Raw genomic sequence first — 13,703 nt, 5'->3', positions numbered from 1 at the left:
AAACGTGAACGTAATCCTATCCGTTGAACCGGTTCGCTTTCCGCTTACCGGTATCGGTCGTTACACCTACGAACTGGCGTCGCGTCTGCAGCAGGCCCCGTCGGTTAGCGTCCGGTACTTTTCCAATATACGCTTCCTAGAATCGTTGCCTACTGCGGCTGACCAATCCGATAGTGCCTACGGCCTCAAGCGCTTGGTGCAAAAGAGCACGGCCGCGCTCGAGGCCTATCGGTTGCTCATGCCGTTGCTGCGGCGCCAGGCTCTGAAAGGGAACGGCGATGCGCTTTATCATGGCCCGAATTTTTTTCTTCCGCCGTATGCAGGGCCAAGCATCGCGACCTTTCATGATTTGTCTCCCTTTACGTGGATGGAGTGCCATGCCCCACAACGAGTGCGGTATTGGCAGAAGGAGATGCGCAAAACACTGGACCGTGCCAGTGCGTTGATCACGGATTCCGAATATACCCGCCACGAGCTCGCTGGTTATTTCGGCTGGCCTATAGAGCGAATTCATGCGGTTCCGCTGGCGAGTTCTGCCGAATTCTGCGTGCGCCATTATGAGGACCTCCGACTACCGCTGGCTCGGTATGGATTAGCGCCGGGCAATTACAGCCTGTTTGTCGGCACGATCGAGCCTCGAAAGAATATCGACACCCTACTAGCTGCTTATGGGCGCCTGCCTGTTGCGATACGGAGTCGCTGGCCGCTTATCCTTACGGGTTACGAAGGCTGGCGTAACGAGCAAATCCGGCAACGAATTGAGCAAGCGGAGGCCGAAGGGTGGGCACGCTACCTTGGCTTTGTCCCGGCGTCGGATCTGCCGTTGCTCTTTTCCGGAGCCCGTCTATTCACATTTCCTTCGCTTTACGAGGGTTTTGGCCTGCCGGTCTTGGAGGCGATGAGTTCGGGCGTCCCTGTTGTCTGCTCGAACAGCTCTTCTCTACCCGAGGTCGCCGGTAAAGCTGCGCTGATGTCTGAGCCCCTGGACGTGGAGACCCTGACAGACAATCTGCGGAGGGGCTTGGAAGATGAGCACTGGCGTAGCTCCGCAATTGATAATGGGTTGTCTCATTCCGCTATGTTTTCTTGGCAGCGCTGCGCCAGCGAAACCATCGCCGTGTATAAAACAGTGGCCGGTTGCTGATGCCGAAAATCCTGCATTTTTTCAAGACGTACTATCCCCGCACTATGGGCGGGATCGAGCAAGTGATCTTTCAGTTGGCTGAGGGAGGTGGCACTCACGGTTATACCGGTGAAGTGCTCTATCTTAGCCATCAGGGTAGCGCTCGGGGTGAACCTTATGCCAGTCATATCACGCATCGTTCCAACCTGGATTTCGAGATGGCTTCCACCGGTTTTTCCATTTCAGCACTGCGCGATTTCGCGGAGTTGGCTAGCGAGGCGGATATTGTTCATTACCACTTCCCTTGGCCTTATATGGATGTCGCGCACTTTCTGACGCGTGTCCGCAAACCAACGGTGCTTACCTATCACTCGGATATTGTCAAGCAAAAGACGCTGTTACGTCTTTACAGCCCTTTGATGCACCAGTTCCTCAAGCGTGTCGACCGGATTGTTGCTACGTCGCCAAACTATGTCGAAAGCAGCCAGACACTTCAGCGCTATCGGGATAAAGTTCGGGTCATCCCTATCGGCCTCGATGAGACGACGTACCCAAGCCCGACGGACGAGAGGCTGGCCTACTGGCGAAAGAGAGTGGGTGAGAGATTCTTTCTCTTTGTCGGCGCCCTGCGTTACTACAAGGGCCTTGCGTTTCTGCTCGAGGCGCTGCGCTTAAGTTCTTTTTCCGTAGTAGTGATTGGCACCGGTCCCGAGGAGGCGGAGCTAACGGCGCTTTCGCAGCGGTACGGGTTAATGGGTATCCAGTTCTTAGGCGGGTTGCCTGACGAGGATAAGGTAGCCTTGCTTTCGCTTTGCTACGGCTTGGTCTTCCCTTCCCATTTGCGCTCAGAAGCCTTTGGTATCTCTCTCCTGGAAGGCGCTATGTTTAGCAAGCCGATGATCTCGTGCGAAATAGGTACCGGCACGACCTTTATCAACGTGGCAGGAGAGACCGGGCTGGTAGTGCCGCCAGCTGACCCAACCGCCCTTGCACAGGCGATGCGTTCGCTCTGGGAGCAACCCGATATGGCTGCTCAGATGGGGCGTCGTGCACGGGCGCGCTTTGAGCAACTGTTTACGGCGGACTCGATGGTTTCTTCGTATGCCAAGCTGTATCGCGAACTGCTTTGACGGGCTAGGTGACCTTTGCAAATTCTCTTGACCGGTGCCAACGGCTTTGTTGGCAAGGCGCTCCTCGAATCGTTTTGCCGAGATGGCCATCAGGTCGTTGCTGCGGCACGTCAGCCCGTCGCTTCGGTTGAAGGCGCGCGTTATCTCCCGATCCGTGATATCGACGATCCCCAAGCGTGGCGTCGCGCCGCTCATGGGATTGACGTTGTGGTTCATACCGCCGCTCGGGTCCATATCATGCGCGGTTCCGGTGATGATTTAGGTCTGTATCGACAGGTGAATGTCGCCGGTACGCTTACTGTCGCTCGTGAGGCAGTTGCCGCTGGAGTAAAGCGCTTTGTTTTTATCAGTTCGATCAAGGTAAACGGCGAGGGCACTCCGCCGGGAAGGCCTTTTCTGGCTGACGATACACCTGGGCCGACTGACGCCTACGGGGTGTCCAAATTGGAGGCTGAACAAGCATTAACGAAGCTCGCTTCGGCAACCGGTATGGAAGTCGTGATTGTCCGCCCGCCGCTGATATACGGTCCGGGTGTAAAGGGCAATTTTTCGACCTTGGCCAAACTGGTCGAGGCTGGCATTCCGCTGCCGCTTGGTGCTGTCAAAAACAAGCGTTCGTTCGTTGGCATTGACAATCTGGTATCGCTGATTACTCGTTGCATTGAGCATCCGGCTGCAGCAAACCGAGTCTTCCTGGCAACCGATGGTGAGGACCTTTCTACGGCGGAGCTGTTGAGAAGGCTTGCGGTTGCCTGCGGCCGGCCGTGTCGTTTGATCAGCGTTCCGACCGGTTTGTTGCACGTTGGCGCCACCTTAGTTGGCAAAAAGGCCTTTGCACAACGTCTTCTAGGCTCATTGCAGGCAGATATCACCAAAACGTGCGTGCTGCTCGATTGGGACCCGCCCTATACCGTTGCCCAAGGTTTTCGTCGGTGCTTCGAGAGCCGCATGCCCAAGAGGGAGCAACAGTGATTCGGCTATTCGATGTTTTATTTTCAGCCGTGGGGCTGATTCTTGGCGCGCCGCTTTTGCTGCTGCTTACATTCATCGGCCTCCTCGATACCGGCTCACCCCTTTTTAGGCAGATCAGAGTGGGGCGCGATCAGAAGCCTTTTACGCTGTGGAAATTTCGAACGATGAGACTGGATACCGCATCGGTCGCTACTCATCTCGCGAGCAGGTCCTCAATCACCAGGTTCGGTCATTTCCTTCGCAGAACCAAGCTTGATGAACTGCCGCAATTGTGGAACGTGCTCAAAGGCGAGATGAGCCTCGTCGGGCCAAGGCCAGGACTGTTCAATCAGGAAGAACTCACCCGCGAGAGGGCACGGCGGGGGATTTTTAAAGTGCGGCCGGGAATCACCGGGCTTGCGCAGATTAGCGAGATTGACATGTCTACTCCCGAACTGTTGGCAGAAACCGACCAACGAATGCTTCAACGCCTAACGTTGCGTGCTTATTTCAAGTACATAGTTCTTACGATCTCTGGAAGGGGCGCCGGGGATCGAATAAACGGGTAGTGTTGGCGTGCTGCATTGCTTTCCGGTAACTGGAGCGAAGGTCGTGGAAAATGCTGAGGTACGCTGAGCGCCTACGTGCGCGGTTGGTTGCTTTATCCAGGCGGCAGAAGCGGCTTATTCAAGTTGCCACGGATGTCGTTTTGGTCTGGGTAGCGCTCTGGCTGGCTTTCTTCGTTCGTGTTGGCGAGGCCGATTTCGTCGAGCCCCTTGCCGGACATGCTTGGCTGTTTGTCGTTGCGCCATTGATTTCTGTTCCGTTCTTCATCCGCCTAGGCATGTATCGCGCGGTGATGCGCTATTTCGGTAACGATGCGCTTATGGCTATCGCCAAGGCGGTCACTCTTTCAACATTAGTGTTGGCGCTTGCTGTTTACTGGCGTAGTGATGCTCCCAAACTCATTCCGCGCTCGATGGTTTTCAACTATTGGTGGCTTAGCCTGGTCCTGATCGGTGGCTTGCGATTGGTGATGCGGCAGTACTTCCTTGGAGACTGGTTTTCGCCGGTATCGCTGACGAAGTTCAAAACTCGGGATGCAGGTATTGCCAAGGTAGCGGTATATGGAGCTGGCGCTGCCGGTAATCAATTAGTCGCGGCTGTGAGGCTTGGCCGCGTGATGTCTCCTGTTGCATTTATCGATGACGATCCAAGACTCCAGAATCGTTCAATTGCAGGACTCAAAGTTTATCCGGCTAAGCGTATTGCGCAGATGATCGAAGAAACCGGAGCGGCTCAGATACTACTGGCCATTCCCTCCGCCTCTCGCTCTCGCCGAAGGGAGATCTTGGAAATGCTGGAGCATTTCCCACTGCATGTACGCAGTGTGCCCGGCTTTATGGATCTGGCCAGCGGCAAGGTGCAGGTCGAGGATATTCAGGAAGTAGACATTGCAGATCTTCTTGGGCGCGATGCGGTACCGCCACAGCAGGCGCTGTTCGAGCGGTGTATCCGTGGCCAGGTTGTGATGGTGACGGGTGCAGGCGGTTCGATTGGCTCCGAGCTGTGTCGCCAGATTCTGGCGAATGCACCCCATACGCTGCTGCTGTTTGAACACAGTGAATTCAATCTGTACAGCATCCATATGGAGCTCGAGCGGCGTATCGAGCGCGAGGCGCTCGCGACGCAACTGGTACCTATCCTGGGTTCGATCCGCGACGGCGAGCGCTTGCTGGACGTGCTGCAGACCTGGGGCGTGCAAACCGTTTACCACGCTGCCGCGTACAAGCATGTGCCGATGGTCGAGCACAACGTTGCCGAGGGCGTACTCAACAATGTAATTGGTACGCTCAACACGGCACAGGCGGCGTTGCAGGCGGGCGTCACCAACTTCGTGCTGATCTCCACCGACAAGGCTGTGCGGCCCACCAACGTGATGGGCAGCACCAAACGCATGGCCGAGATGATTCTCCAGGCCTTGAGTCGTGAGCCGGCGCCGGTGCTGTTCGGTAGCCGGGAGGCGGTACACCACGTCAACAAGACGCGCTTTACCATGGTGCGCTTCGGCAATGTGCTGGGTTCGTCTGGTTCGGTGATCCCGCGCTTCTACCAGCAGATTCGGGCCGGCGGGCCGGTAACGGTGACCCATCCCAAGATCACCCGTTATTTCATGACCATTCCCGAGGCTGCGCAGCTGGTAATCCAGGCTGGATCGATGGGACAGGGCGGCGATGTGTTCGTGTTGGATATGGGCCAGCCGGTGCTTATAGCGGAGTTGGCTGAGAAGCTCATCCATCTGTCTGGCCTGAGCGTACGTTCGGAAAAATGCCCGCATGGCGATATCGCAATCGAGTACACCGGGCTGCGTCCGGGGGAGAAGCTCTACGAGGAGCTGCTGATCGGCGACAACGTCAGCCCCACCGAGCACCCGATGATCATGACGGCGAGCGAAGAGTATCTGCCATGGGATCAGCTGAAGCGGTTGCTGAGCCGCCTGATGGGCGCCGTGGACGAGGACGACTATCCGTTGGTGCGTCAGCTGCTGCGCGAGGCAGTCAGTGGCTACAAGCCGGAAGGTGACATCGTCGACTGGATTTACCAGCAGCGCAGAGCGGAGCCGGGGGAGTGACTTCGGCTCCGCGGCCCGAGGCCTGGTTAACCGGCCTTTAATCGGAGGGCAGTGCGGTTTCCTGGGCGGAAACCAACCGATGCCTGAAGACCGGATCTACCGTGGCCTGTGGTAGGGCATTTTTCCAGCGTGGCAAAGGGTAGCGCGGTGCAAAGGGATGTCCCGGGTGCGCGCGTTACGTCCTACGGATTGCAGGGTTTTCGCGGGGCGTGAACGGCAGGTGCTACGGGGCGGAAACTTCGCAGCATTCCGCCCCGGCGGTAGCACGAAGGTTGGGGGGCGCCTACGGCGCACCCGGGTGTCTCAATGCCGCGGGCTTTCTTCCGGCATGCTCAGCAGTTGCTTTTCCTGATTCCAGTCGAACGGCTCGTCGTTCTGCTCGGCCTCGTAGCGGCGCTCTTCCAGTTGCTGGAAGACGGCGATTTCGTCGTCGGGCATGAAGTGCAGGCAGTCGCCGCCAAAGAACCAGAGCAGGTCGCGCGGCACCAGATGGGCGATTTGCGGATAGCGGTGGAACACCTGGCAGATCAGGTCCTGGCCCAGGTGGCGTTCTTCTGGAACGTTCGGCAGGTTCATGACGAGTTCGTCGAAGCGTTCGAGAAACAGCTGATGGCTTTCATCCGTGACCTGTCCGGATTCGCCCATGGCGATGAGAATGCCGCGCAGATGCGCCAGCAGCGCCAGGTTGTGATCTAGGTAGGAATTGGCCATGGATACCTCGTTTCGGTCTGGGCGGGCGATTATAGAGCCGCGTCGAGTCGGTGTGCTTAGTTGATTGACTCGTCGATTCAGGCAGGGTTCGCTCGGCATCGAGGCGGCTGGGCGCCGCCTCGAGCGTTCCGTCAACGCACGTGGCCGGCCGGTTGGACGAGTTCTTCTTTGGCGAAGTCGTCGACGTCAATCACGCGTCGCCTGAGTTGCTCGGCTTCACGCAGTTGCTGCGCTTCGGTCTGCTCGAGCACACCGGCTTCTGTCGCGGCCTCGATCGGGCATTGGCCCGGGGCTGGCTGCAGTTCGCCTGCCTTCAATGCCTTGTGCAGCTTGCCACTGACCTTGCGGCTGGCCGCGAGCCGGTCGAAGGCATGGTGCAACGTGCCCAGCGGCTCGTCGGCATCGGTCGGTCGGTAGAGGCCGTCGAGCAGTTGCTCGAGCGCAGGATCGCCTTCGGCACGCCCCAGTATGCCGGCGACTTCGCTATCGAGTGCGTCGGATGGGCCGGCGTGCCGCGCACCGAACGGAAAGACGACGAGCCGCAGCAGGCCGCCGAGCAGGCGATTGGGGAAGTTGGCGAGAATTTCATCCAGCGCCTGTTCGGCTTTCTGCAGGCAGTCCTCCAGGCCCCAGCGCAGAAGCGCTTCCTGCTCTCTGGGTTCGCCCAGGTCGTGGTAACGCTTGAGCGCGGCAGAGGCGAGGTAGAGCTGGCTGAGTACGTCGCCGAGCCGCGCCGACAAGCGCTCGCGGCGCTTGAGCTCGCCGCCGAGCAGCATCATCGAGAGGTCGGCCAGCATGGCGAAAGCCGCCGCCAGTCGGTTGAGCGAGAGGAAGTAGCCGCGCGACAGGGCATTGCCCGGCGCCTTGCCCAGACGACCAAAGGTCAGCCCGAGCACGAGCGTGCTGGCGGCATTGCTGACGGCGAAGCCGACATGCTGCATGAGCAGCTCGTCGAACTGTCTGACGGCGTGTTCGCGATCGCTTTCGCCGATCAGCGCCATCTCCTTTAGCACGTACGGGTGACAACGAATCGCGCCCTGGCCAAAGATCATCAGGTTGCGCGAGAGGATGTTGGCACCTTCTACGGTGATCGAGATCGGCGCGGACTGCCAGAGCCGGCCCAGGTAGTTGTTCGGGCCAAGAATGATGCCTTTGCCGCCGTGGATGTCCATGGCGTCGCGTATGCATTCGCGGCCGCGTTCGGTCAGGTGGTATTTGAGGATTGCCGAGAGCACCGAGGGCTTCTGCCCGAGATCCACCGCGTTGGCGGTGAGCGTGCGCGCCGCATCCATCAGCCAGGCGTTGCCGCCGATCCGCGCCAGTGGCTCCTGGATGCCTTCGAAGGCGGCCAGGGGCACGTTGAACTGCTCGCGGATCGCCGCATAGCGACCGCTGGTGTAGCTGCACAGTTTGGCTGCGCTGGTCCCGGTGGCCGGTAGCGAAATCGAGCGGCCGACCGACAGGCAGTTCATCAGCATCATCCAGCCCTTGCCGATCATGTCGCGCCCACCGATCACCGCTTCGAGCGGCACGAAGACATCCTTGCCCCAGTTCGGACCGTTCATGAAGGCGGCGCCCAGCGGCACGTGGCGGCGGCCGATTTCGACTCCGGGCGTGTCGGTGGCGATCAGGGCCAGGCTGATGCCGAGCTCTTCATCGCCACCAAGCAGGCCCTCCGGGTCATAGGTCTTGAAGGCGAGGCCGAGCAGCGTGGCGACGGGGCCAAGGGTGATGTAGCGCTTTTCCCAGTTCAGCCGCAGGCCGAGCACTTCCTCTCCCTGCCATTGGCCGCGGCAGATGACGCCGGTATCGGTCATGGCGCCGGCATCGGAGCCGGCGTAAGGGCCGGTGAGGGCGAAGCAGGGGATCTCGCTGCCATTGGCCAGGCGCGGCAGGTAGTGGTTGCGTTGCTCTTCGGTGCCGTAGTGCAGGAGCAGCTCTGCCGGGCCGAGCGAATTCGGGACCATCACCGTGCTGGCCAGGTCGCCACTGCGGGTCGCCAGCTTCATCACGATCTGCGAGTGGGCATATGCCGAGAAGCCCTTGCCACCGTACTCCTTGGGAATGATCAGGGCGAAGAAACCTTGCTCCTTGATGTACTCCCAGGCGGCCGGCGGCAGGTCCATCCGTTGGGCGATGTCCCATTCGCTGACCATGGCGCACAGCGTCTCGGTGGGGCCATCGAGAAATGCCTGCTCTTCTTCGCTGAGCCTGGCCGGCGGGTAGGCGAGCAGGGTGTTCCAGTCCGGCCTGCCGCTGAACAGCTCGCCGTCCCACCACACGGTGCCGGCCTCGATGGCATCGCGCTCGGTGTCCGAAATCGGCGGCAGCACCTTCTTGAACCAGTCGAACATCGGCTCACTGATGTACTTGCGGCGCAGGTCGCCGACCAGCAACGGCACAGCGGTAACGATGAGCACGAGCCAGAGCAACCCGACGAGCCAGCCAGGAACGTCTTCCGCCGCGCCCATCGCCAGCAGATAGACAGCAACCAGCGCCAGCGCGGGTATCAGCGAGAGCCGCAGGTGGGCGATGACGGCGATGCCGAGCAGGAGAACCAGTAACCAGATCAAAGCCATTGAGACCGCTCCCTAGAATGTGTGCATGCCGATGAGCATAGGCGCCATCGCCATGGGTAAAAGCCGCTGGGGTCAATGTAAGGCGATTTTGTCGTGCGGTGGAGGGCAACCAGGGCACTGGAAATCTCCGGTTGCATTCCTGGCTGCCGTCCCCATCTAAGGTGATCCTCTTGCGTTGTGTGCATCTTCCTATGAGTACTGCTCTGTCCATTCGGCAGCTGACCAAGACCTACGGCAACGGCTTCCAGGCGCTCAAGGGCATCGATCTGGACGTCGCCGAGGGCGACTTCTTCGCCTTGCTCGGGCCCAACGGGGCCGGCAAGTCGACCACCATCGGCATTCTGTCCACCCTGGTGAATAAGACCAGCGGGACGGTCAACGTGTTCGGCCACGACCTTGATCGTGACCCGGCGGGCCTCAAGCGCTGCCTGGGCGTTGTGCCGCAGGAATTCAACTTCAACCAGTTCGAGAAGGCCTTCGACATCCTCGTCACCCAGGCCGGCTACTACGGCATTCCGGCAAAGGTGGCCAAGGAGCGCGCCGAGCGGTACCTGAACCAGCTGGGCTTGTGGGACAAGCGCGACGTTTCCTCGCGCATGCTGTCAGGTGGCATGAAGCGTCGCTTGATGATCGCTCGAGCACTGATCCACCAGCCTCGCTTGCTGATCCTCGACGAGCCCACCGCCGGGGTGGATATCGAGCTGCGCCGCTCGATGTGGTCATTTCTCACCGAACTCAATCGTGAAGGCATCACCATCATCCTCACGACGCACTACCTGGAGGAGGCCGAGCAGCTCTGCCGGCATATCGGCATCATCGACCATGGGCAGATCGTCAAGAACACCAGCATGCGCGAGCTGCTCAAGCAGCTGCATGTCGAGACCTTCCTGCTTGACCTGAAGGACGCGCAAACCGTTGCTCCGCAGCTCGCGGGCTACCCGGTGCGCCTGGTCGATGACCATACGCTCGAGATACAGGTGGAGAAGAGCCAGGGCGTCAACGAACTCTTCCGCCTGCTCGCCGCGCAGGGAATCGAGGTGCTGAGCCTGCGAAACAAGACCAATCGTCTGGAGGAGCTGTTCGTGTCGCTGGTGGAAAACAATCTGCAGAAGGTGAACAAATGAGCGCCGAAATTCGCGCCAACCTGGTTGCGCTGCAGACCATCGTTCAGCGGGAGGTCCGTCGTTACACACGCATCTGGCCGCAGACGCTGCTGCCCCCGGCGATCACCATGGTGCTTTACTTCGTCATCTTCGGCAGCCTGATCGGCCGCCGCATCGGCGAGATGGATGGCTTCAGCTACATGGAGTACATCGTGCCGGGGCTGATCATGATGTCGGTGATCACCAATTCCTACAGCAACGTGGTGTCGAGCTTCTTCAGCACCAAGTTCCAGCGCTCCATCGAGGAACTACTGGTTTCGCCGGTCTCGCCGCATGTGATTGTCACGGGCTTCGCGCTCGGCGGTATCACCCGTGGCCTGGCGGTTGCCGTGATCGTGACGCTGCTGTCGATGTTCTTCACCGATCTGCAGGTCCATCACCTGGGCGTGACGCTGCTGGTGATCACCCTGACGGCGACGATCTTCGCGCTGGGGGGGCTGGTCAACGCGGTGTTCGCGCGAAACTTCGATGACATCTCCATCGTTCCGACTTTCATCCTGACGCCGCTGACCTACCTGGGGGGTGTCTTCTATTCGATTCACCTGCTGTCGCCGTTCTGGCAGACGCTGTCGCTGGCCAACCCGATCCTGCACATGGTCAACGCGTTCCGCTACGGCATCCTTGGCGTATCGGATATCCGCATCGGCGTGGCGATCACGTTCATGCTGGTGGCCGCCGTCGTGCTGTATCTGGTCTGCGTCCGGCTGCTGCAGAGCGGCAGGGGTATGCGCCAGTGAGGCAGTGGCCTGCCTCGAGCAGGCCGTGCCGGGAATGTCGAGGCTTTAGGCCGCCTCGCCGTAAGGCTCCTGAAAAAGTCGCGGCGAGGCTATAAACTGCGCAGCGTTTCGTCTTGCAGGTCATCCCGATGCAGCATCCCGCCGAGTTATCCCCGCTGGGCAAATCCAGCGCCTACATCGCCCATTACAGCCCCGAGCTGCTGTTTCCCATCGCCCGTGCGCCGAAATGGGCAGAGCTTGGGCTCACGGCCGAGTCGCTGCCTTATTCGGGCGTCGACATCTGGAACTGCTACGAACTCTCCTGGTTGCTGCCGTCTGGCAAGCCGGTCGTGGCAATCGGCGAGTTCCGCATTCCGGCCGATTCGCCGAATATCATCGAGTCCAAATCGTTCAAGCTGTATCTGAACTCGCTGAACCAGAGCGTGTTCGATAGCGCCGACGCCGTGGCCGAAACCCTGACGCGCGACCTGTCCGCCGCGGTGGGCAAGTCGGTGGAGGTGGCGCTGCGTAGCCTTGACGAAGTGACGGCCGAAGGCGTTGCCGGCTTGCCCGGACGCTGCATCGACGAGCTGAACGTGGCCATCGAGCACTACGACGAGCCGCGCCCGGCGCTATTGAGTTGCGATGCTTCGCGTCAGGTGGACGAGGCCTTGCATAGCCACCTGCTCAAGTCGAATTGCCCGGTTACCGGGCAGCCGGACTGGGGCAGTGTGGTAGTGGAGTATCGTGGACCGGCGCTTTCGGCCGAAGGGCTGCTGGCCTATCTGGTGAGTTTCCGCCAGCACGCGGACTTCCATGAGCAGTGTGTCGAGCGAATTTTCCTTGATCTGCAGCGGCTGCTGCAGCCGGAACGGCTGACGGTATACGCCCGCTACGTGCGCAGGGGTGGGCTGGACATCAACCCGTATCGCAGTACCGGGCCGCTGGCCATCGACAACCGGCGCCTGGTACGTCAATGACCTCAATGCAGGAAAGGCGATCAACCTTTCCTGCCGGACGAGGCGAATGGCGTAACGCTAGATGCCCATGTTCGCCAGGCTTTGCATGATATTGCGCAGGGTCATCGCCATGTTCGGGTGGCTGACCTCGAAGCGCTCTACCGCGAGGTTCACGCCGTCGACCAGCGAATCGCTGTACTCGGTCTCGCCACGGGCGGCAAGACGCAGTTCGATATCCTGTGCCAGGGCCTGCAAGGAGGCACGTTCCTCATCGGTCAGCGGCGTGTCCTGAGCCAGCTGATTGCGCAACTCGAGGAGCTGCGACTGCAATTCACGTTCCGGCATAGTGCTTCCCTCATGATTTACGGAGCGGCAGGGTCAAAGACTGCTGCCTGCTGCCGAGATTAAACCAGCCTTCGGCCATTTGTCTGGTTCTTTGCGGACCGCCTGGCCACGCGATACGCGCGCGGCGGCCGATTGGTTTTATACTGCGCGCCGCGCGGGCGCTGGATGCCCGGTTCCTCACGTTCAACACAGGAGAGTTGCAATGCCTATGATCGGTGCACGTCGATTCGGGCTCGTCAAATCAGGCGTGCTGACCGCTATGGCAGCACTCGTTGTCGCCTTGCCGCTGCAGGCGGCCGAAGAGGACCCGTGGGAAGGGGTTAACCGCGTGGTGTACCGTTTCAACGACACGCTCGATACCTACACGCTCAAGCCGCTCGCCAAGGGCTATCAGAAGGTCACGCCGGATTTCGTCGAGGATCGCATCGGCAATTTCTTCGGCAACCTGGGCGACGTGATCGTCATGACCAACGACCTGCTGCAAGGCAAGCCGCGCGAGGCGGGCATCGACGCCAGCCGGATTCTGTTCAACACCACCTTCGGCGTGCTGGGCCTGTTCGACGTAGCCACGCACATGGGGCTGCAGAAGAACGACGAGGACTTCGGCCAGACGCTGGGCGTCTGGGGCCTGGGCAACGGCCCCTACGTCGTGCTGCCGTTGCTGGGGCCCAGCACGGTGCGTGATGCCGCAGGACGCGTGCCGGATGCCTTCCTCCAGCCCTATCCGTATATGGACGACGTCCCGACGCGCAACCTGACCCGCGGTGTGGGCCTGGTCGATACCCGAGCCGGCCTGCTCTCGGCCGAGAAGCTGATCACCGGCGACGAGTACATCTTCGTGCGCAACGCCTACCTGCAGAATCGTGAGTTCCGCACCCGGGATGGCCAGGTAGAGGACGACTTCTGATCGTGCGCTCGTCGGGTGGCGTTCTCAGTTCATCCTGAGAATGGCCAGCCCGATCCGGTGCTGGCCGTCCGCCAGGTCGGCCACGCGCACGACTTCGGTCTCGGCGTCCAGGCCCCTCAGCTCCGGATGACTCGAGGGGATCAATACCCGCACCTGTTGCCCGGCCTGCAGAGGCTCGCTCAGCACCACCTGCATGCCGGTGCTCGACAGGTCGATGCAGCGGGCTGCCACCTGGCGCTCGCCGATGAGCAACTGCACGTCGGTTTCGACGTGCATGCGGATGAAATCGCGCTTCTCGCTGTACTGACGGTCGTTCTGACTCATTGTGGTCTTCCTTTCTTTATCGGCATTGCGGTTCTTATAGCTCCCGGTAATGGAAGCTGCAAAGCGTTCCGGAGGGCAGGCGGCGTGTGGCTTGAAACCCCCTCCGTATGGGAGTACCGTCTGCGCCTTGAAACCGACCGCACCCATTCGTCGGCGCGGACCA

Annotated in this window: 13 protein-coding genes; 9 read left to right on the top strand and 4 right to left on the bottom strand. The window is 60.2% G+C overall.

Annotated elements, in window-relative coordinates:
• Positions 1–4: 4 nt before the first annotated feature.
• Genes CL52_RS10515 through CL52_RS10495 form a run of 5 tightly spaced genes read left to right on the top strand, consistent with a single transcriptional unit; the run spans position 5 to position 5,836 of the window.
• Complete coding sequence (locus tag CL52_RS10515) at positions 5–1,144, top strand: glycosyltransferase family 4 protein (protein ID WP_043220413.1); 1,140 nt, start codon at positions 5–7, stop codon at positions 1,142–1,144.
• Positions 1,144–2,253 carry a glycosyltransferase family 4 protein gene (locus CL52_RS10510; RefSeq protein ID WP_043223128.1) on the top strand — a complete coding sequence of 370 codons (1,110 nt, stop codon included), beginning with the start codon at positions 1,144–1,146 and terminating at the stop codon, positions 2,251–2,253. The genes CL52_RS10515 and CL52_RS10510 overlap by 1 nt, the downstream gene beginning before the upstream one ends.
• A gap of 15 nt (positions 2,254–2,268) precedes the next feature.
• Positions 2,269–3,225: a UDP-glucose 4-epimerase family protein gene (locus CL52_RS10505; protein WP_074519884.1), complete on the top strand. Its 957-nt coding sequence runs from the start codon at positions 2,269–2,271 to the stop codon at positions 3,223–3,225.
• Positions 3,222–3,773 carry a sugar transferase gene (locus CL52_RS10500; RefSeq protein ID WP_043220411.1) on the top strand — a complete coding sequence of 184 codons (552 nt, stop codon included), beginning with the start codon at positions 3,222–3,224 and terminating at the stop codon, positions 3,771–3,773. Before CL52_RS10505 ends, CL52_RS10500 begins: the two co-directional genes overlap by 4 nt.
• Positions 3,774–3,823: 50 nt before the next feature.
• A complete protein-coding gene (locus CL52_RS10495; RefSeq protein WP_043220409.1) occupies positions 3,824–5,836 on the top strand; it encodes a polysaccharide biosynthesis protein in 2,013 nt (670 codons plus the stop codon).
• Positions 5,837–6,139: 303 nt separating this feature from the next.
• Here the strand turns inward: CL52_RS10495 and CL52_RS10490 are convergent, their stop codons facing one another.
• Positions 6,140–6,547: a PA2817 family protein gene (locus tag CL52_RS10490; RefSeq protein ID WP_043220406.1), complete on the bottom strand. Its 408-nt coding sequence runs from the start codon at positions 6,545–6,547 to the stop codon at positions 6,140–6,142.
• A gap of 131 nt (positions 6,548–6,678) precedes the next feature.
• Positions 6,679–9,126, bottom strand: a complete 2,448-nt coding sequence (locus tag CL52_RS10485) for an acyl-CoA dehydrogenase (protein WP_043220404.1) — start codon at positions 9,124–9,126, stop codon at positions 6,679–6,681.
• Positions 9,127–9,317: 191 nt separating this feature from the next.
• On the opposite strand from CL52_RS10485, the gene CL52_RS10480 reads away from it, so the two are divergent.
• From CL52_RS10480 to queF, 3 genes are all read left to right on the top strand, one after another.
• Positions 9,318–10,250 (top strand): ABC transporter ATP-binding protein, encoded by a 933-nt coding sequence (locus CL52_RS10480; protein ID WP_041104753.1) that lies wholly within the window; start codon positions 9,318–9,320, stop codon positions 10,248–10,250.
• Positions 10,247–11,026, top strand: coding sequence for an ABC transporter permease (locus tag CL52_RS10475; protein ID WP_041104755.1), 780 nt, complete (start codon positions 10,247–10,249; stop codon positions 11,024–11,026). Before CL52_RS10480 ends, CL52_RS10475 begins: the two co-directional genes overlap by 4 nt.
• A 128-nt stretch (positions 11,027–11,154) precedes the next feature.
• Positions 11,155–11,985 carry an NADPH-dependent 7-cyano-7-deazaguanine reductase QueF gene (queF, locus tag CL52_RS10470; RefSeq protein WP_043220402.1) on the top strand — a complete coding sequence of 277 codons (831 nt, stop codon included), beginning with the start codon at positions 11,155–11,157 and terminating at the stop codon, positions 11,983–11,985.
• 57 nt (positions 11,986–12,042) lie between these two features.
• Here the strand turns inward: queF and CL52_RS10465 are convergent, their stop codons facing one another.
• Positions 12,043–12,309 carry a DUF4404 family protein gene (locus tag CL52_RS10465; RefSeq protein ID WP_041104757.1) on the bottom strand — a complete coding sequence of 89 codons (267 nt, stop codon included), beginning with the start codon at positions 12,307–12,309 and terminating at the stop codon, positions 12,043–12,045.
• A gap of 259 nt (positions 12,310–12,568) precedes the next feature.
• Here CL52_RS10465 and CL52_RS10460 point away from each other — a divergent pair, with 259 nt between their 5' ends.
• A complete protein-coding gene (locus CL52_RS10460) occupies positions 12,569–13,216 on the top strand; it encodes an MlaA family lipoprotein (RefSeq protein WP_425288334.1) in 648 nt (215 codons plus the stop codon).
• A 24-nt stretch (positions 13,217–13,240) separates the two neighbouring features.
• Here CL52_RS10460 and CL52_RS10455 read toward each other — a convergent pair whose 3' ends face one another.
• Positions 13,241–13,540, bottom strand: coding sequence for a PilZ domain-containing protein (locus CL52_RS10455; protein WP_041104760.1), 300 nt, complete (start codon positions 13,538–13,540; stop codon positions 13,241–13,243).
• Between the last annotated feature and the right edge of the window lie 163 nt (positions 13,541–13,703).

Source organism: Stutzerimonas balearica DSM 6083 (genome assembly GCF_000818015.1).
GTDB lineage: Bacteria > Pseudomonadota > Gammaproteobacteria > Pseudomonadales > Pseudomonadaceae > Stutzerimonas > Stutzerimonas balearica.
Note: the sequence above shows the minus strand (reverse complement) of the source record. Positions and strands in the feature narration are given on the sequence as shown.